The organism is Brevibacterium sanguinis (genome assembly GCF_003315415.1).
GTDB lineage: Bacteria > Actinomycetota > Actinomycetes > Actinomycetales > Brevibacteriaceae > Brevibacterium > Brevibacterium celere_A.
Window position 1 is genome coordinate 22,469 of record NZ_QNSB01000013.1, and the last position, 18,904, is coordinate 41,372.

12 protein-coding genes are annotated in these 18,904 nt (G+C 69.3%); 5 read left to right on the forward strand and 7 right to left on the reverse strand.

Going from position 1 to position 18,904, the window contains the following annotated elements; all coding sequences use genetic code 11:
• Positions 1-22: 22 nt before the first annotated feature.
• Entirely contained in the window at positions 23-838 is an 816-nt protein-coding gene (locus DFO65_RS14985) for an SDR family NAD(P)-dependent oxidoreductase (RefSeq protein ID WP_113905259.1), read from the reverse strand.
• Positions 839-1,038: 200 nt separating this feature from the next.
• Here DFO65_RS14985 and DFO65_RS14990 point away from each other — a divergent pair, with 200 nt between their 5' ends.
• The 4 genes from DFO65_RS14990 (at position 1,039) to DFO65_RS15005 (ending at position 5,885) form a co-directional block, all read left to right on the forward strand.
• Positions 1,039-2,283: an MFS transporter gene (locus DFO65_RS14990; protein WP_113905260.1), complete on the forward strand. Its 1,245-nt coding sequence runs from the start codon at positions 1,039-1,041 to the stop codon at positions 2,281-2,283.
• Position 2,284: 1 nt separating this feature from the next.
• On the forward strand, positions 2,285-3,736 hold the full coding sequence (locus DFO65_RS14995) for an APC family permease (protein WP_113905261.1): 1,452 nt from the start codon (positions 2,285-2,287) through the stop codon (positions 3,734-3,736).
• A 44-nt stretch (positions 3,737-3,780) separates the two neighbouring features.
• Positions 3,781-5,409: an amidohydrolase gene (locus DFO65_RS15000; RefSeq protein WP_113905262.1), complete on the forward strand. Its 1,629-nt coding sequence runs from the start codon at positions 3,781-3,783 to the stop codon at positions 5,407-5,409.
• Positions 5,410-5,498: 89 nt separating this feature from the next.
• Positions 5,499-5,885, forward strand: a complete 387-nt coding sequence (locus tag DFO65_RS15005; protein ID WP_113905263.1) for a hypothetical protein — start codon at positions 5,499-5,501, stop codon at positions 5,883-5,885.
• Between the two features lie 213 nt (positions 5,886-6,098).
• On the opposite strand, the gene DFO65_RS15010 is transcribed toward DFO65_RS15005, so the two are convergent.
• The 3 genes from DFO65_RS15010 to DFO65_RS15020 form a co-directional block, all read right to left on the reverse strand.
• The gene (locus DFO65_RS15010) at positions 6,099-7,490 is read right to left on the reverse strand and encodes a hypothetical protein (RefSeq protein WP_113905264.1); all 1,392 of its coding nucleotides are present in this window, start codon (positions 7,488-7,490) and stop codon (positions 6,099-6,101) included.
• Positions 7,491-7,537: 47 nt separating this feature from the next.
• On the reverse strand, positions 7,538-8,161 hold the full coding sequence (gene udk, locus DFO65_RS15015; protein ID WP_428844232.1) for a uridine kinase: 624 nt from the start codon (positions 8,159-8,161) through the stop codon (positions 7,538-7,540).
• Positions 8,162-8,388: 227 nt separating this feature from the next.
• Positions 8,389-10,131 (reverse strand): transposase, encoded by a 1,743-nt coding sequence (locus DFO65_RS15020; protein ID WP_113905266.1) that lies wholly within the window; start codon positions 10,129-10,131, stop codon positions 8,389-8,391.
• Positions 10,132-10,329: 198 nt separating this feature from the next.
• Here DFO65_RS15020 and DFO65_RS15025 point away from each other — a divergent pair, with 198 nt between their 5' ends.
• Complete coding sequence (locus DFO65_RS15025; protein WP_113905267.1) at positions 10,330-13,764, forward strand: proline dehydrogenase family protein; 3,435 nt, start codon at positions 10,330-10,332, stop codon at positions 13,762-13,764.
• A 489-nt stretch (positions 13,765-14,253) separates the two neighbouring features.
• Here DFO65_RS15025 and DFO65_RS15030 read toward each other — a convergent pair whose 3' ends face one another.
• The 3 genes from DFO65_RS15030 to mdlC all read right to left on the reverse strand — a co-directional run bounded on the left by DFO65_RS15030 (position 14,254) and on the right by mdlC (position 18,884).
• Positions 14,254-15,579, reverse strand: coding sequence for an MFS transporter (locus tag DFO65_RS15030; RefSeq protein ID WP_113905268.1), 1,326 nt, complete (start codon positions 15,577-15,579; stop codon positions 14,254-14,256).
• 63 nt (positions 15,580-15,642) lie between these two features.
• The gene (locus DFO65_RS15035; protein ID WP_113905269.1) at positions 15,643-17,106 is read right to left on the reverse strand and encodes an aldehyde dehydrogenase family protein; all 1,464 of its coding nucleotides are present in this window, start codon (positions 17,104-17,106) and stop codon (positions 15,643-15,645) included.
• Positions 17,103-18,884, reverse strand: a complete 1,782-nt coding sequence (mdlC, locus tag DFO65_RS15040; RefSeq protein WP_113905270.1) for a benzoylformate decarboxylase — start codon at positions 18,882-18,884, stop codon at positions 17,103-17,105. The genes DFO65_RS15035 and mdlC overlap by 4 nt, the downstream gene beginning before the upstream one ends.
• Positions 18,885-18,904: the final 20 nt, after the last annotated feature.

An 18,904-nucleotide genomic window follows, 5' to 3' on the forward strand; every position in this document is an offset into this window, starting at 1 on the left:
CGGCCACCCGAGCCATCGGCGCCTACATCCCGGCGGCCTCGAAGCCGAGGGTGGGCAGGTCGACGATGTGCGCGCCGCCGTCGGCGACGATCACCGCGCCCGTGATGTAGGACGAGTCGTGGGAGCCGAGGAAGCGGATCACCGACGCGATCTCCGCCGGGTCGGCCGGCCGCTGCAGGGGAACGTCCTTCGTGATCGTCGCATAGGCCTCCTCCCGGGACGACACGCCCTCGGCGTGCACGGCGAACTCGTCCATCTCCTCGTCGGCCATCGGGGTCCGCACCCAGCCGGGGCACACGGCGTTGACCCTGATCCCGCGGCGCGAGTAATCCCTGGCCAGGGACCGGGTGAGACCGATGAGGGCGTGCTTGCCCACGGTGTACCCGGCCACGGACGGGCCTGCGAAGAGGCCCGCCAGGGAGGACACGATGACGATCTGTCCGCCGGTCCGCTCGAGCTGGGGCAGTGCTGCCCGCGCGATGACGAACGCGGTCGTGACATTGCCCTGCCACGCGTCCGCCCACGTCCGGTCGTCGGTGTCCCCGACGGCCGAGAATCCGTGCCCGCCGGCGTTCGCGACGAGGACGTCGACGCGTCCGAAGCGCTCGACCACCTCGGCGACGGCGGCCTCGGACGATTCCCGATCGGAGACGTCGGCGACGATCGGGACTGCGCCGATCCCCTCGGCGACGGCGGCCAGCGGCGCCGCACGCCGCCCGAGGATGACGACCGTCTCCCCCTCCTGCGCGTACCGCTCGGCGGTGGCCGCGCCGATTCCCGTCCCGCCTCCGGTGATGACGACGACTCTGCTCGCTGTGCGTCCGGTCTCGGACTCCATGGGTGACCTCCCTGTCGACTTCCTCCATTCTCGGCCGAACGCGCCGAGTCCAGGGCGGCCGAGTGGCTTCCGACACGCAGAGACCACCTGTGTGCGCTCGTGGTCAAGCCCCGGCCACAGCCCGGCGTCTAGGCTCGGAACCAGTCTTCTGCCGCACCGCACACCGTCACTGCACCGTTCACCGTCGAAAGGTCACGACCATGCACGCCGACACCGCCCCGCCTGACAGGCTCTCACGGCGCATCTACCTCTTCACCTCCGTCTTCTCCGCCGTCCTCTACACCGTCCTGCTCGTCGCCCCGGTCATCGCGTTCCCGCTGACCGCGAAGTACCAGCTCGACCCCACTCAGGTCGGCCTGCTCTTCTCCTGCGAGCTCGGCGCCTTCAGCCTCGCGACCGTGCCCGCGTATCTGTGGCTGAGCCGGGTGCCGCTCGTGCGGTCCGTCGGCTTCTGCACCGTCGTCGTCATCCTCGGCAACCTCGTCTCCGGCTTCGTCCCCACGTTCGAGGTGCTCCTCGTCGTGCGCATCATCACCTCCCTGGCCGCCGGTTCGATCACCGTGGTGCTCCTGGCCCTTGGACCGAAGACCGCCAACCCCGGGCGGGCCTTCGGGCTCTTCGTCGTCTGCCAGCTCGTCATGGGCGCGCTCATCCTCGCGGTCTTCCCCAGCCTCTACGCGAACGCAGACGTGTCCGCGATGTACTGGACGCTGGCCGGGCTGTCCGTCGTCTGCCTCTTCTTCGTCCCCCTCGTCAAGGGCATCGACCTCGCCGAGGCGGGTGCGGCGAAGCCCGGCAGGCTCACCTCCGGACGCTCCACCCTGGCCACGGCCCGGATCCCGGCCTTCGTCGCGGGACTCGCCTCGATCGTGTTCTTCTACATCGCGCTGTCGGGGGTGTGGTCGTTCATGGGTCAGCTGTCGACGGCGGCGGGGAACTCGGAGAGCGCGACGAGCATCGTGCTCATGATCGCGACGATCGCGGGAATCGCCTCGGCGCTCCTGGCGACGATCCTCGGCGACAGCCCGCGCCGGCGGGCGTACCTGCTCTCCGGATTCGCCGTCCTCGCCGTCTCCGTCCTCGTCCTCCTCGGCGGGCCCGCCCTGCTGCGCTTCGCGATCGCCGCGATCCTGTTCAAGTTCGGCTGGACCTTCGTCCTGCCCTATCTCATCAGCAGCATCTCGGCCCTCGGCGGCGGACCGCAGACGATGAACACCGTCAACCTCATGATCGGCGGCGGGTTCGCGCTCGGTCCCATCATCGCCGGCGCCCTCATCGCGGGACCGGGATTCACGGCCATGATCCTCTTCTCCTTCGCGGCCCTCCTGGCCGCCACCGCGGGAGCCGCCTTCCTCACCCGCCGCCCGGCGGGAGAGGCCGACTCCGCGCCCACCACCGGCACTCCCGCCGCGACCGCACCGGGCGCGGACAAGGAATGGAGCTGACATGAGCAACTCCCCGCAGACCGGAGTGCACACCGCGCTGAAGAAGAACGCCCTCGGCGTCGCGGGCATCGTCTTCCTCGTCCTCGCCGCCGTGGCCCCGCTGACCGGCATCGTCGTCGTCGCGGCTCTGGCGATGGCGCTGGGCAACGGCGGTGGGGCCGCCGCTTCGTTCCTCATCATGGCGCTCATCCTCCTGCTCTTCTCCGTCGGCTATGCGCAGATGAGCAGGGAACTCGTCAACGCAGGCGGCTTCTACGCATTCGTCGTCAAGGGCCTGGGCCGCACCGGCGGGCTCATCGCGGGCCTCATCGCCACCATCGGCTACAACTTCTTCGTCGTCGGCACGATCGGCACGAGCGGGTTCTTCATGCAGACCGTCATCGCCGATCTCACCGGTCTCGACGTCCACTGGTACGTCTGGGGACTGGCCTCGATCATCGCCTCCTTCCTCATGGCCCGACGGGGCATCGACTTCTCCTCGAAGATCCTCGGCGTCGCTCTGGTCCTCGAGGTCGCCCTGCTCGTCGTCTTCGATGTCGCGGTGCTCATCAGGACGGGATTCGACATCTCGGCCTTCAGCCCCGAGGCCGTCTTCGCCGGATCGTTCCCCATCGGCCTGCTCATCGCCGCCACCGGATTCCTCGGCTTCGAGGCCACCGCCCTGTTCGGCGAGGAGGCCAAGCAGCCGCACAGGACGATCCCGCGCGCCACCTATGCCGCGATCATCGCGATCGGGCTCGTCCTCGGACTGACGAGCTGGGCCGTCGTCTCCGCGATCGGCGTGGCCCGGACCCAGGGAGTCGCGCTCGAGCACCTGGCCGCGGGCGATCTGGTCTTCAGCCTCGCCGCCGAATACGTGGGCGCCCCGTTCCTCACCGTCATGCTCATCCTGCTGCTGGTCAGCCTGTTCGCGGCGATGCTCGCCTTCCACAACTCCGCGGCACGCTACCTCTTCGCCCTCGGCCGGGCCCGCGTCCTGCCCCATGTGCTCGCACGGACCGGGTCGACCGGCGCCCCGGTCGTCGCGGGCCTCGTGCAGGCGGGATTCGCCGCGATCGTCGCCTTCCTGTTCATGCTCAGCGGCGGCAACCCGATGGTCACCCTCCTGCCGCCGATGCTCGGCTTCGGCACCCTGTCGATCATCGTGCTCCAGACCCTGGCCGCGCTGGCGATCTTCGTCCACTTCCGGCGCGCCCGCTCACGGCGCGTCTGGTCGACGTTCATCGCTCCCCTGGTCAGCTTCGGGCTCCTCGGCACGATCGTCGTCCTCGCGATCGCCAACTTCGAGATCGTCGCCGGCTCCGACGCCCTGGCGGTCCGGCTGCTGCCCTGGCTGCTCGTGGTCACCGCGATCGGGGGGCTCGGCTACGGCACCTATCTCAAGGCGAAGAGGCCGGCCGTCCACGCCGCACTCGCCGACGATCTCGAGCAGGTCGACCCCACCGCGAACTGACCCAGTCCCACCCACAGCCCGTCCGATCCGAAGGAGACCCACTCGTGCAGACCATCTTCCGCGGCGGCCGCATCCACACCGTCGATGCCGACTCCCCCTGGGCCGAGGCCATCGCCGTCGAGGATGGCCGGATCACCGCCGTCGGCTCCGACGCCGAGGTGCTCGCCACCGCACGCGCGGACGCAGAGGTCATCGACCTCGGCGGGGCCTTCGTCCTGCCGGGCCTCGTCGACGTCCACAACCATCACTTCATCTCGGGCCGTGAGGCCCTCTTCGAGCTGGCCATCCCGATCGGGGCCGACCTCGACGGGATCCTCGCCGCCGTCGCCGACCGCATCAGGGACACGGAGGGCTCCGGCGAGGTGGAGCCCGATGGCTGGGTGATCGGCTCGCCCTGGGCCTCCGACGTCCTCGACCAGGTGAACACTCCTGCGGCACTGGCGAGGCTCGACGCGGTCTCCGGCGACCATCCCGTCGTGCTCAGCGACGACGCCCATCACAACCGGTGGGCGAACTCGGCGGCGATGGCCGCCGCCGGCGTCACCGGCAACCCCACCGGCGTCCTGTTCGAGGCCGAGGGCCTTCCCGTGTCCCGGGCGGCCGCCGAGGCGGTCACGCTCAGTCCCGCCGAGGAGCAGGCGGCCTCGCAGCACGCGATCGGGATCCTCCACTCGTATGGGATCACCGCGTTCCAGGATGCCGGGGTCTCGACCCAGGTCATGCGAGCGCTGCACGCCCTCGACACCAAAGGTGAGCTGCACGCGTGGGTCGTGTCCTCGATGCTCGTCAACGACGAGATCTTCGGCGTCGACCCCGTCGGCGACGCCCTCGTCTTCGAGGGCGAGCGGTTCCGGTCCGCGCACCACCGCCCCGACTTCGTCAAGATCTTCCTCGACGGAGTGCCTCCCACCCGGACCGGAGCCTTCGTCGAACCGTACCTGCCCGACGATCTCCATGCCGCTCATCACTGCGGTGCGACCCTGCTCGACCCCGACGAGCTCCTGACGTGGCTGCGTCGGACCGCTGTGGCGGGGCTGTCGGCGAAGATCCACTGCACCGGCGACGCCTCGGTGCATGCCGTGCTGGACGCGGTCGAGGCGCTGCGGGCCGAGGGCCTCACCAGGACCAGGTACCAGGTGGCCCACGGTCAGTTCGTCCTCGACTCCGACATTCCGCGCTTCGCCCAGCTCGGCGTCGATGCCGACATCTCACCCTTCATCTGGACGCCGGGACCGATCGCCGAGGCGATCAAGCTGGTGCTGCCACCCGAGAGGGCGGAGAGGATGCAGCCGGTGCGCAGCCAGCTCGAGGCCGGTGCCATCGTCGCCGGGGGCTCCGACTGGCCCGTCTCGCCGACCCCGAACCCGTGGGAGGGCATCGAGGGCCTGGTCACCCGGCAGGATCCCAGCGGCCGCTACCCGGGCACGCTGTGGTCGGAGCAGGCCATCACCCTGGACGAGGCGATCAGGGTGTTCACCCTGAATGCGGCGACATCGATGGGTCTGGGTGCCGAGTGCGGATCGCTGACCGTGGGCAAGTCCGCCGACTTCGCCGTCCTCGACCGAGATCCCTTCACGATCGAGCCGAACGACCTCGCGGATGTGCAGGTGGATCAGACTTGGTTCGCCGGTCGGAAGGTGTTCCAACGGCAGTCCGCCGCAGTTCTCCGCTGAAGCCGCAGACCCCAGCGGCACAGAGACCGAGGCTGCCCACCACCCAGAGCACGGCGCCGGGCGCTGGGAGGCCCACCACCATCCCGCCGGTGGGTCTCCCCTGCGAGTCGACGCCGTCCCAGATCGTCATGGGCGGATCGGCGACCATCAGGGCCAGGATCACCAGCAGCGCGAGCCCGACGATGACAGCGACCACCGACCACAGTCTCAGCGACCGCAGCATCCATGCGGTGAGGGCGCTGAGCAGCAGGAGCACCCAGACGGCGATGACTTCGGGATCGGGAGCAGTCGGCTCGACCGGTCGACAGCCGATCGAGGTGCAGACGATCCGCAGGGAGGGCCCACCAGACGTCTCTCCGCTGTCGAGGACCGGAATCCAGATCATCGTCACCCAGATCGCGAGAGTGACCAGCGGGAGACATCGGGCGGCCAACCGCAGCTCCCGTCCGGGCTCCGAAGCGTGCCGACTCGGTTGAGGCGGGTGCACGGGCGGCCGCAGGTGCCGCTCCCCCGGGTCGTCGGATGGGGGTCGGCTCGGGTAGGTGTTCATGAGCCGGATTCTTCCCTCGTCGAGCATCCTGTTGGTGACGAACGTGTGTCAGATCAGGCACTCGGCTCCAGCCTGCGGGCTCCGGACTGCACGCACCGGCGTCCGCACCGCCGCGGCGAGGACAGGGCGGGTCGATCCGCTATGGACGGCTGTGCATGAGCGTGACCTGACTGAACTGGCCGTCGTCGAATCCGAGGTGGAGGAAGCGACCGACCACGAAGTACCTGAGGTGGGTCTCGCCTTCGGCCTCCGGGGACCCCAACAGGGCACGGGCCTGAGCCTTCGTCGTGCTGGTGTCGATTCCGTCGATGAGCGTTCCGGGGAACGACTCTGCCTTCGCCCACACAGTGCGGAGGCCCTTCTTGCCGATGTCCACCTCGACGCCGACGCCGCGCAGCCTTCGCGATGACTTCCTGACGGTCTCGCCGAGATCGACGCCCAGCACGGCACCGAGCCGGGACGCGAGGTCGGCGGAGTCGGGTTCACCGAGCATGCGGAGCAGGTCGATCGCCGCGCCGGTGAAGACCGATTCGTCGTCGACCGCCGGCGGGGTCGGCGGAGGGGAGTCGAGCGTGATGCGAGCGATCTCCTCATGCTGGAAGTCGGCGGACAGTGACCGGTCACCCCACTCGTACCTGAGAGTGGCGGCACGCCGGCTCGTGGGCTTGCCGAGCCAGGAGCGCAGCTCGGCCTTGCCGGTCGTGGAACTGAGCCCGGCGATGAGGCGGTCGGGGTGCGCGTATGGTCGGTGAGGCTCCAGATTGAACGACACGGTGTGGAGAACACCGTAGGTGAGGAAGACGAAGATCCCCGCGTCCCGGAGCGCGGCCTGGCCGGATTCCAGGTTCGGCGACACCGGCACTCCGGTGAGAGCGGAGAAGCGGGCGGCGAGGTCCGGACCGTCGGGCGAGCCGAGCAGATCGAGCACAGCGAACGCGATGCCGGTGCACGGGTAGTCGATCGCGGGTTCGTCTCCGGCTTCCGGAGGAGTGCTCAGCCAGACCGTGAACGCGTCAGCCGTCGGGGCGGCCCAGTCGTCGGGGACTGCAATGCCGCAGCCGGCGACGAAGGCGCGGAACGGGGCGATCGCCTCGACCGCCTCCTGTTCGCTCGGTGGAGCGCCGAGCGAGAACCGAGTGAGCTCGTCGTAGCCGATCGCGAGAAGGGCGAGGAAGTCGGTCGGCGAATCGGCGAGGATGCCGGGCTCCCCGTCGCCGTCGAAGGCGACGACGCGCACCACGCCGGCTGGGTCACGCCAAAGGGCGGCGAGTCCGCCGCTGCCGGAGATCTCCGCGATCGGCAGAAGGTCGTCGGCGCGCGGATCGTCGGGCTCGAGCCAGCCGCCGAGCGTGAGGTCGGCGGCGAAGACCGGGCCGAGCTGGCGCTCCCCGGGATACGGAGTCAGCACGTAGCCGGCGGCCGTTTCGCGTCCGAACCCCTCATGCTCCATCCATGCCCATGCGGCGTCGAGCTCATCAGGGATCGACCACTCGGGACGGGAGGCGCGGATCAGGTCAGCAAGGTGCGACATGCGGCAATTCCAGACGGTCGACGGGATCCTCCTCGACGGGATCCACCTCAGCGGTTCCCCGACGACATCCCGGCCCGGATGTGGCCGAGGATCATGTCCATCGCGACGATGTTGTGGCCGCCCTCGGGGATGATGATGTCGGCATTGCGCTTCGAGGGCTCGACGTAGAGCTCGTGCATCGGCTTGACCGTGCCCAGGTACTGCTCCTCGACCGACTGCAGGGTCCGTCCCCGGTCGACGACGTCACGCTTGATCCTCCGCAGCAGCCGCACGTCGGCGTCCGTGTCGACGAACAGCTTGATGTCGAGGAGAGCGCAGATCCGCGGTTCCGCGAAGATGAGGATCCCTTCGACGATGACCACCGAGGCGGGTTCGACCGTCGTCGTCTCGTCGCTGCGGTTGTGGATCGAGAAGTCGTACACAGGGCTCTCGACCGCAGCGCCGGTGCGCAGGGTCCGCAGGTGTTCGACGAAGAGATCGTTGTCGAAGGCGTCGAGGTCGTCGTAGTTGACCTTCTCCCGCTCCGCATAGGTGAGCTCGTCCTGCCGATGGTAGTAGTTGTCGTGGTAGAGCACCGAGGGTGGGCCCTCGCACCTCTCGAGCAGCGCCCGGGTCAGCGTCGTCTTCCCGCTGCCGGTGCCGCCGGCCACTCCCACAACCAATGTCTCCACGCCTGCGCCCATCCCTCTCGGTTCACCGGCAGCGCCCTGCTGTCACTCGGCTCGAACCTCACCCCAAGATATACCAATCGCGCCTCGGGGCGACTCCTCGTGCAGAGCACTGACCCGAGTCATCGTCCGGTGCTCTGCTCCGTCCCTCACGCGGCGCTCGCCTCCCTCCTCACTCTGCGCCCTGATCCTCGGCCGCGGTGCGTGGCGGGAACGAGCGCGGTCGGGGATCAGCCTCGGGGACGGCCCGCTCGCCCTGAGTCGAAACGACGGGTGAGCTGGGCCCACAGGTCCTGATCGAAGCGCCTGCGGGAGAGCAGACCGGCCATGTGGCGCACCGCGTTGTCGACCTTGCCCCGCCAGGTGTCGATCGCGCTCTCGGCGTCTCCGCTCACGAGTGCGGAGAAGATCGCCCGGTCGTCGACGAGGATCCGCTCGCCGGCCGGAGAGTAGTCGAGCTGGAGGACGGAGATGAAGAGCCGCAGGCGCAGGGTCAGCGATTCGAATGCCCGAGCGCTCTGCCGCAGCCCCGAGGCTCGGGCGAGTTCCTGCTGGAAGTGGAGGTCCGCGTTCTCGACGTCGATGCCGCTCTTCGTCGCCGCCGATGCCTCCACCTGTCGCAGCGCCAACTGCACCGGGACGAAGTACCGCTTCGGGCGCATCGCCAACGCCCGCAGCAGCACTTCGCCGACGGCGACGCGGGCGGCGTAGAGGTCGAGCACATCGACGGTCGTGATGAGAGGGATCCGCGCCCCGCCCCGGGAGCCGTCGAGCAGCTCGTCGTCGACCATCCTCCGCAGCGCCGCATCCACCGAGGAGCGAGGCACCTCCATCCGACGAGAGAGCAGACGCGGGTTGATCCTGTCCCCCGGCTGGTAGCCGGAGTCGATGATCTCCTCGCGGAGGGCGATCGCGAGGTGCTCCGTGATCGATCGGGTCGTCTTCGGCAGCCACGACGAGATGTCCATTGAGTCAGAAGAGATGGAACTTTCGTGTGATCTGCGTTGAGCTGAGGCCTGCCACATGACTCCTTCGAAACCGTGCCGCACCCGGGCCGCGACGAGGTCGAGCAGGGAGCCGGGAATGTCATTGCAGTGCGCGAGCGCACGCTTGAGCGCGTCGAGGAACTCGCCGAACTCACGGTGGATCTCGGCGTCGGCCCTGATCGACAGGTCGGCGGTCTCCCCCAATGGGTCGAAGACGACGAAGCGCTCCCGCACCTCGGCCGGCCCGGCCGGGCGAAGGAGCAGTGCGCTCATCGCCCCCGGATCCGTCTGCCTGTGCTCGCTGTCGAAGCGCTTGACCCAATGCTGGACTCCGGCCGAGCGGAGAGCGGCCACGATCCCCGCGATCCTGCGCTGGACACGGCGAGCGGGAACCTCGGGGGCACCATCGCCGGCCGCGCCGTCGTCGCCCATGCGGACCGCGTCGTCGCCGTCCGCGCCGATCGAGCCCCCGCCCACGCTGGCCGCATCGTCACTCGCGGGGACGGTCTCATCAGCGGATTCGGACCCGCGGTCGCGGTTCTCGGCGCCACCTCCCCGGTCTGTCGCCTCCCCTGGTCCGCGGAATCCGAACACGATGAACGGGAATCCCCCGGCGACAACCGTGATCTCCCCGGTGCGTCGGCCGTGCCCGCGTCTCGCTCCGGTGAGTTCCGCGAGGGGCACGGTCATGTCCCGCATCGCCCGGGAGACGATGCTCTGACTCAGTCCCGTCGCCTCGGCGAGGGCCCGGGTCGAATAGTCCCTGCCGGAGATCCGCGCGCCCGCCGTCGCGACCAGCGCCTCGACGACCTGATTCGCGGTACTCTGGATCGGCGGACGTCCGCTGCGAGGACGGTCGTCGAGGTCGGCGCGGGCGACCCAGCGGCGCAGGCTCGACGGTGACACGCCCAGCTCGGCGGACACCTCGGCGATCGAGGATTCGGTCACTCTCGCCACGGCCTGCCGGCGCATCTCAGGGGTGTACACGCCGCAATTCTACGACTTCTGACTCAAACTGTCCGTTGAACCCGACAACAGTCTTCCCGGCGCCGAACGCCGAGCGCATACTGGTCTCACGATCCCGTGAATCGTCAGTGATGACGCGGGAAACACGTCATGAAGACCGCATCATCAGCCCCGGAGCACACCGCTTCCCGGGCTCACCGGAAGTGAAGGACGAAGCAGTTGCTGCAGACCGAATCGAATCTCGACCAGCTGACCCGGCGTTCCATCGACACCGTGCGCAAGTGGCTGCGGGTCGCCGCGGACAAGTCGACGGCGAAGAACCCCGCTGCCGAGCGTCTCTCCGCCGTCCTCTCCGATCCCAACGGGCTCGACTTCACGGTCGGCTTCGTCGACCGTGTCGTGCGCACCGATGACGTCCACGCCGCCGCCGACGCCCTGACCGAGATCGGCAAGCTCGCTCCCGAGACGATGTCGATGCTCGACCGCGCGCAGATCAAGGCCGGCGCCGCACTGGCCAAGGTCGCCCCGCAGGTCGTCGTCCCCGCCGCTCGCGCCCGCCTGCGTCAGATGGTCGGCCACATGGTCGTCGACGCCCGCGACAAGCAGTTCGGAAAGACCGTCGCCGCACTCACCGCTGACGGGCATCGCCTCAACATCAACCTCCTCGGCGAGGCTGTCCTCGGTGAGGCCGAGGCCGATCACCACCTCGAGGAGACCATGCGTCTGCTCGCCCGCCCCGACGTCGACTACGTCTCCATCAAGGTCTCGTCGGTCGCCTCCCAGCTGTCGATGTGGGCCTTCGAGGACACCGTCGACTACGTCATCAAGCGGCTGCGACCGCTCTACCAGCAGGCCGCCAAGGCCCCGGCAGGCAGCAAGTTCATCAACATGGACATGGAGGAGTACCGCGATCTCGAGATGTCGATCGCCGTCTTCACCCGACTGCTCTCCGAGCCCGAGTTCAAGGACCTCGAGGCAGGCATCGTCATCCAGGCCTACCAGCCCGACGCCCTCGGCGCGATCCAGCGCCTGAGCGAGTGGTCGGCCGAGCGGGTCGAGAACGGCGGAGCCGGTATCAAGGTGCGCCTGGTCAAGGGCGCGAACCTGGCGATGGAGACCGTCCACGCCGAGATCGCCGGCTGGCCCGTGACCACGTGCGACTCCAAGCAGAGCACCGACGCCAACTACAAGCGCGTCATCCACTGGCTGTTCACCCCCGAGCGGATGAAGGGGATGCGCATCGGCGTGGCCGGGCACAATCTCTTCGACATCGCCTTCGCCCACCACCTGTCCGTCGACCGCGGCGTCACCGAGCGGGTCGAGTTCGAGATGCTCCAGGGCATGGCCACGGAGCAGGCCGCGGCCGTCTCCGACGACGTCGGCGATCTCCTCCTCTACGTCCCCGCGGTCCGCCCGCAGGAGTTCGACGTGGCGATCTCCTACCTCGTGCGACGCCTCGAGGAGAACTCTGCCAGCGAGAACTTCATGTCCGGCATCTTCGAGCTCGCCAACGGCAACCCGATCTTCGAACGGGAGGCCGGACGGTTCCGCGCCTCGGTCGAGCAGCTCGAGGAGACGCTTGCCGCCGAGGGCGACACCCCGCCGCTGCCCAACCGCCGACAGGACCGCTCCGCGGAGTACGTCCCCGGCGAACCGCAGACCGTGTTCGCCAATGAGCCCGACACCGATCCGTCCCTGCCCGCGAACCAGAAGTGGGTGCAGGAGATCGTCGCCGAGGCGACCGCCCCCGGATACCTCGAGGGCCGTCCCTCCACCCCGCGGGTGGAGTCGACCGAGCAGCTCGACGAGATGATCGCGAAGGGCCGCCAGGCCGCCGAGGCCTGGCGGGAACTGGGCGCTGCGGGTCGTGGGGAGATCCTCCACCGCGCGGCCGAGATCTTCGCGGCCCGTCGCGGTGAGTTCATCGCCGTCGAGGCCGCCGAGGTCGGCAAGATGCCGTCCCAGTCGGACCCGGAGATCTCCGAGGCGATCGACTTCATCCGCTACTACGCGCTCCACGCCCTCGAACTCGAGAAGCTCGAGGGTGCCGAGTTCCACCCGGACACGATGGTCGTCGTCACACCGCCGTGGAACTTCCCCGTCGCGATCCCGACCGGCGGCACCGTCGCAGCCCTGGCGGTCGGATCCGCCGTCATCCACAAGCCCTCCAAGCCGACCCCGTACTGCTCGGCGCTCATCGTCGACTGCCTGTGGGAAGCCGGAGTGCCCAAGGACGTCCTGCAGCTGTGCGCTCCGATCGAGCGTGAGCTCGGTCAGCACCTCGTCGCCCACCCGGACGTCGACCGCGTCATCCTCACGGGTGCCTCGGAGACCGCGGCACTGTTCAAGTCGTTCCGTCCGGAACTCCAGGTCAATGCGGAGACCTCGGGCAAGAACGCCCTCATCATCACCCCGGCCGCCGACCGCGACCTCGCCGTCGCCGACCTCGTGTACTCGGCGTTCGGGCATGCCGGCCAGAAGTGCTCGGCCGCGTCGCTGGGCATCATGGTCGGATCGACCTATGACTCCGAGCGCTACCGCCGGCAGCTCGTCGACGCCGCCTCGTCGATGGTCGTCGACTGGCCCTCGAACCTGTCCTCGACGATGGGACCGCTGACCGAGGATCCCTCGGACAAGCTCAAGCGCGCCCTGACCACCCTCGAGCCGGGCGAATCGTGGCTGCTCGAGCCCAAGCAGCTCGACGACACCGGTCGACTGTGGAGCCCGGGAATCAAGGACGGCGTCAAGCCCGGTTCCTTCTTCCACCTCACCGAGGTGTTCGGTCCCGTGCTCGGCCTCATGCATGCGCGTGACCTCGACGAGGCGATCGAGTTCGAGAACGCCGTGGACTTCGGTCTCACGGGCGGCATCCACTCCCTCGACCCCGAGGAGGTGCGCACCTGGCTCGACCGGGTCGAGGTCGGCAACGCCTACGTCAACCGCGGCATCACCGGCGCCATCGTCCAGCGTCAGTCCTTCGGCGGCTGGAAGCAGTCGTCCGTCGGTCTCGGCTCGAAGGCCGGCGGCCCGAACTACCTCATGCTCTTCGGCCACTACTCCGACGATCCGGCTTCGCTGCCGGGTGCCGCCGGCACCGAGCAGAGCCTCGAGCTCGCGAAGGCCGATGACAAGCGCTGGTTCGCGTCCGAATTCGGCGTGGCGAAGGATCCGAGCGGGCTGGACTCGGAGGCGAACATCTTCCGCTACCGGCCTCGCCCGGTGACCCTGCGGGTGTCGAAGGACGCGACGGTCTTCGACCTCGAGCGGTCCCTCCATGCCGCTGCGACCGTCTCCTCGACGGTGCAGCTGAGCGTCTCCGATGAGGCCTCCGCCGAGGTGCGCAAGGCCGTCGCGAACGCTCGTGGCGTCGCCGCCCGCACGGAGTCCGCGGAGTCGTTCGCCGACATGGTCACCCGTGGTCAGTACGACGACACGGTGGGTGCCCGCATCCGCGTGCTCGGCACGCTCGAGCCTGAGCTGCTCGCCGCCTCGGCGCCACGACCCGAAGTGGCGATCATCGATGAGCCGGTCACCTCCTCGGGCCGCGTGGAGCTGCGCTACTACGTGCAGGAGCAGGCGGTGTCGATGACTCTGCACCGCTTCGGCAACCCCAGCCGCGACTTCCATCAGCTGGCGGCAGAGCTCAAGGGCTGACCTCCGGGTCGCGGCCCCGGGTCGCGGCCTGCTGAACCACGAGCGGACCACTTCGCCTCGCACGCCCCAGTCACAACTGGGGCCGGCGAGGCGAAGTGGTCCGCTTGCGTAGTCGTTGTTTACCTACCAAGAAGAGCCGACGGCTTCAGATTACTGAGTAGGCCGCCATGTTTCTCCACTCGTTCGTCAATCCAGTTCAAATCAAATCGCTCGACAAGGCCATTCTTCAACTCTTCATCACTGACACGCCTGCGGTAGCCTGCTGCCGACCTCAAGGCCTGAGTTCCCATCCCTCCAAGGCGGTCGCTCCGCCGAGAGGACCACTTAGCCGCGTCGGCCCCACTTCTGGCTGGGGCCGACGTGGCTAAGTAGGGCCACCGCGCTGAACATCGCGGCGACGACTCGGCAAACTCCGTGCTCCCGGCGCAAGATTTCTGCTGCTGACGGATGTCGATGGAAGCCGGCGATCGCGCCTCTCACCTGATGGCGTCACACCTTCTTGGGCACGATCGACATCGCGGCGAACCCGAGGACGGCGACGACGGCGAAGAGGTAGAAGCCCCATGGGTAGGCGATGCCCGCGCTGACCAGGGTGCCGGTGATGAAGGGGCCGACGATCGCGCCGATCCGGCCCACCGCCGAGGCCATCCCCAGGGCGGTGCCGCGCGCCTGGGCCGGGTAGATCGCGGAGACGAAGGCGTAGACGAGCACTTGGGCCGAGAACACGAACACCCCGGTGATGAACACGGCGATGTTGACGAGGTTCTGGCCGGACATCGGGATGCTCAGCGCAGCGAGGAACACCGCCGCCAGGAGGAACCACATGAGGACGATCGGCTTCGTCCCGTGCTTGTCGGCCAGCCAGCCGGCGATGACGAGGCCGACGACCGCGCCGACGTTCATGACGAACAGCATGACGAGCGAGTCCGCGACCGGGTAGCCGGCATCGGCCATGATCTTCGGCAGCCAGGTGTTGAGGCCGTAGACGAGCAGCAGCCCCATGAAGCTCGCCACCCAGACGCCGATCGTGACGAGCTTGTACCGGCCCGCGAACAGTCCGGCCATTCCGGTCTTCTCGGCGAGCGCGTCGTTGACGACGGCATCGGGAGCCGCCGAGCCGGCCGATTCCCTCGCCGAGGCGGAATCACGCGCCGAGGCGGTGCCGGCGGAATTCCCCACCGCGGCGGTCTCCGCGTCCTTCGCCGCCCGCGCGGCGAGGAACCCCTGGGATTCCGGCAGCTTCCACCACAGCAGCGGCAGCATGAGCAGACCCGCGACTCCGCCGGCGATGAAGAGCAGATGCCAGTTGTGCGAGTAGAAGACGGCGAGCAGCGAGATCGCCACGGCTCCGGCGTGGTAGCCGGTCATCGTCAGCGTCGTGGCCTTCCCGGTCTTGCCCGATCTGTTGTGCTCGCTGATGTAGGCCAGGCAGCTGGGCATGACTGCGCCGAGGGCGAGGCCGGCGATGAAGCGGAATGTCGTGAACAGCGCGACATTCGGGGCGAAGGCGACGAGGAGCGTGAACACGCTGAAGATGAGCACGCACGCGATGATCGAGTAGCGGCGGCCGAAGCGGTCGACGATGGGGCCGACGGCCGCCGCGCCGAGGCCGACGCCGACGAGGCTCATCGTGGCGACGAGCGTCGCGGCCTCCGGGGTGAATCCGAGCGCCCGGGTGGCGAGCAGCTCCGGGATGACGGCGCCGAGGACGACGAGGTCGAAGCCCTCGAGGGCGACGGCGAGCCAGCACAGGACCGCCGGCCAGCGGGTCATCCGGGCGGTGTCCGGTGCGGCGTCAAGGGATGGTGAGGACATCGGTGTCTCCAGTTCACGGGGTCGGCCGAGGGGTCCCGGCCGACGGGTCGTCGGGGGTGAAGGTCAGAACGGGTACGGCGCGATCTGTGAGCGCATCGTGATCCACTGGGTCTCGGTGAAGGCCTCGATGTTGGCCTCGGCCCCGCCGAAGCGGGAGCCGTTGCCGGAGTCCTTCATGCCTCCGAAGGGCACGTTCGCCTCGTCGGAGACGGTCTGCTCGTTGATGTGGACCTTGCCGGTGTCGACGAGGTCCGCGAGTTCCAGGGCCATGCCGACATCGCCGAGGATGCCGAGCGAGAGACCGTACTCGCTCGCATTGACGGTCTCCGCCGCCTCGGCGAGAGTGGAGAAGCGGGTCACAGGGGCCACGGGCCCGAAGATCTCCTGCGTCCAGGCGGGGTTCGACGGCGAGAGGTCGGTGAGCACGGTGGGCGGGACGAACGCCCCCTCGCCGGCACCTCCGGCAGCGAGTCGGGCGCCGTCGGCCTGCGCCTTGTCGATGATGTCGCGCACCCGGGTGCGCTGAGCCTCGTCGATGATCGGACCAAGCGCGACGTCATCGGTGGCGGGGTTGCCGACGGGAAGCCGCCGCGCCCGCTCGGCGAGCGCACTCACGTACTCGTCGTGGATGGAGTCGTGGACGAGGTGGCGTCCCGTCGTCATGCAGATCTGGCCCTGGTGCATCCAGGACCCGAAGGCTCCCGCCGAGGCGGCCGCCTCGACATCGGCTCCGGGCAGGACGACGAGCGCGTTGTTCCCGCCGAGTTCGAGGTGCACGCGCTTGAGGAGTCGCCCGGCGGCCTCGCCGACCTTCCGGCCCGCGGCGGTCGAACCGGTGAAGGAGATGACCGAGACCTCGGGTGCCGAGACGACGGCTTCACCGACCTCGAGTCCGCCGGGCAGGACCTGGAGGAGTCCCTCGGGCAGTCCCGCCTCGGCGAAGATCCGGGCCAGGGTCACTCCCCCGCACACCGCGGTGCGCGGGTCCGGCTTGAGCAGCACGGCGTTGCCGAGCGCCAGCGCCGGGGCGACCGAGCGGATGGAGAGGATGAGGGGGAAGTTGAAGGGGGCGATGACGGAGACGACGCCGGCCGGAACGCGGCGGGAGAACGACCAGCGCGGCTCGTTCGAGGTGAGCACCTGCCCCTGGGGGTGACTGGGCAGGGCGGAGGATTCGAAGCAGATCTGCTCGGCCATGGCCAGCTCGAGGGCGGCCTTGGGGCGGATGGAGCCGGCTTCGCGGACGATCCAGTCCGCGATCTCCTCGGCGTGCTCGGCCCACAGGGCGCCGGCCTTCCGGAGCACCGCGGCGCGGTCGGCCGGGGCCGTGCGTGCCCATTCCCTCTGCGCGGCGGCGGCCCGGGTCGCGGCATCCCTCACGTCCTCGGCATCGGCGGCGCCGAGGGTGGCGAGTGTCCTACCCGTGGCCGGTTCGACCACGTCGTAGGTCGCCGCGGCACCGGCCGTCCAGCTGCCGGTGAAGATGCGTCCGTGCCAGTCGGTGCCGAGGAAACTGCTCGTGCTCATCGCTGTACTCCCTGTTCGTCGTCGGATGGGAACTGTTCTGTCTGGGGTCGAGTCTGGGACCCGGGCCTCGCACCGGTCGACGGGTCCTCGTCGCCTTCGGCGGCGCCGGCTTCCGGCTCGCCGTCGGTGCGCGGCTTCTCGGGCCGGGTCTTCTCCGTGTCGACCTCGATGAACGTCGACTGCCCGTGATCGGCCGCGCGGGCGCTGGCCTCGGCGAGCAGGGCAGCGAGCTCCGCCGGCGAGGCGGCGTGGGCGGCCTCCATCCCGTAGCCGCGGGCGATGGAGACGAAGTCGACGACGCCGAGGTCGAGGCCGGGGGCCTTGTCGACGCCGAGCATGTCGGCGAACCAGTCGAGGGCGCCGTAGGTGCCGTTGCGCAGGAGGACGACGATGACGGGGATGTCCTCGGTCACGGCGGTGCGCAGCGCAGAGATCGAGTAGTGGGCGGAACCGTCGCCGATGACCGCGACGACCGGCCGCCGCGGATCGGCCAGGGCCACGCCCAGCGAGGCGGGCAGTCCCCAGCCGAGTCCGCCGGAGGCCGGGAAGAAGTAGGACCCCGGATGCGTGAGGTCCATCTGCGCCCAGAAGGCGGCGTTCGTCGACGTCGACTCGACGACGAACCGCGTGTCGCCCGGCATGGTCTCGCGCAGGGCCGCGAACACCTCCTCCGGGTGGAGCACTCCCTCACTCGCCGAGGCGGCCGGAGCCGGGATGGCCGTGCGCGGTGCCGCGGTCTCGTCCTTGCCTGCCTCCCGGGGACTGCCCGCTCCGACGCCCGCTGGTCGACCGGGACCGGCCGTCGCCTCGGCGAGGGCGCGGATGATCTCGACGGGATCGGCGATGAGGGCGTCGCCGAAGGGCGCGCGGACCGCGGCCCGCACGTCATCGCCGATCTGGATGAGCTCAGTGGTCTCCGGCAGGTACTGACCTGGAACCCACTGGTGGTAGCGGAAGACGGGGGCGCCGATGACGAGCACGAGGTCGTGGGCGCCGAGGATGTCGCCGATGGGCGCGATCCCCGCCGGCAGGACTCCCTGGAAGAGCGGGTGCCGGTTGGGGAACGGGAGGCGCGAGAGGGACGGCGCGGCCCAGACCGGGAGTCCGTGCGCCTCGGCGAGGGCGATCGAGGACGCCCAGGCGCGCTCGTCGTCGACGTCGGGGCCGAGGACGAGAGCAGGTGTTGCGGCCGCGCTCAGCCTCGCACCGAGATCGGCGATGACCTGCGGGTCGACGGTTCGGCCGGAGACGACGCGCCGGGAGAGCTGGGCGACCAGGGCCGCGGGTACCTCGGCGTCCCAGTCGTCGTAGGGTACGGAGAGGTAGACGGGTCCGTCCTCGGCGGCGAGCACGGACTGGGAGAACGCGCGGGGGACGTCGCCGGCGCTCAGGGGCTCGAGGGAGAGGTGGACGAGGGGCTCGGCCAGGGCGGGTGCCCTGACATTGGCGAGCATGACCTCGGGACCGACCATGTCGCGGACCTGCTGACCGGCGGTGATGACGAGCTTGGAGCGGGAGATGACCGAGTTCGTCAGCGCGCCGAGCCCATTGCCGGTGCCGGACGCGGCGTGGAGGTTGATGAGCGCCGGTCGTCCGGTGATCTGGGAGTACCCGTCGGCCATCGCCACGGCGGTGGCTTCGTGGAGGGCGAGGACGTAGCGGGCGGGAAGGTCCTTGAGAAAGGGCAGCTCGTTGGAGCCGGGATTGCCGAACACGCAGGTCATGCCGTGGAAGGCCATGAGCTCGTGGACCACGTGGCGCACGGTGACTGTCGGCATCGGCTTCTGCTCCTTCGCAG

What these genes read in the sequence shown, in the direction of transcription:
- mdlC (WP_113905270.1), bottom strand. Translation starts at nt 18,884, where the DNA reads ATGCCGACAGTCACCGTGCGCCACGTGGTCCACGAGCTCATGGCCTTC.
- DFO65_RS15030 (WP_113905268.1), bottom strand. Translation starts at nt 15,579, where the DNA reads ATGTCCTCACCATCCCTTGACGCCGCACCGGACACCGCCCGGATGACC.
- DFO65_RS14985 (WP_113905259.1), bottom strand. Translation starts at nt 838, where the DNA reads ATGGAGTCCGAGACCGGACGCACAGCGAGCAGAGTCGTCGTCATCACC.
- DFO65_RS14990 (WP_113905260.1), top strand. Translation starts at nt 1,039, where the DNA reads ATGCACGCCGACACCGCCCCGCCTGACAGGCTCTCACGGCGCATCTAC.
- DFO65_RS15035 (WP_113905269.1), bottom strand. Translation starts at nt 17,106, where the DNA reads ATGAGCACGAGCAGTTTCCTCGGCACCGACTGGCACGGACGCATCTTC.
- DFO65_RS15010 (WP_113905264.1), bottom strand. Translation starts at nt 7,490, where the DNA reads ATGTCGCACCTTGCTGACCTGATCCGCGCCTCCCGTCCCGAGTGGTCG.
- DFO65_RS14995 (WP_113905261.1), top strand. Translation starts at nt 2,285, where the DNA reads ATGAGCAACTCCCCGCAGACCGGAGTGCACACCGCGCTGAAGAAGAAC.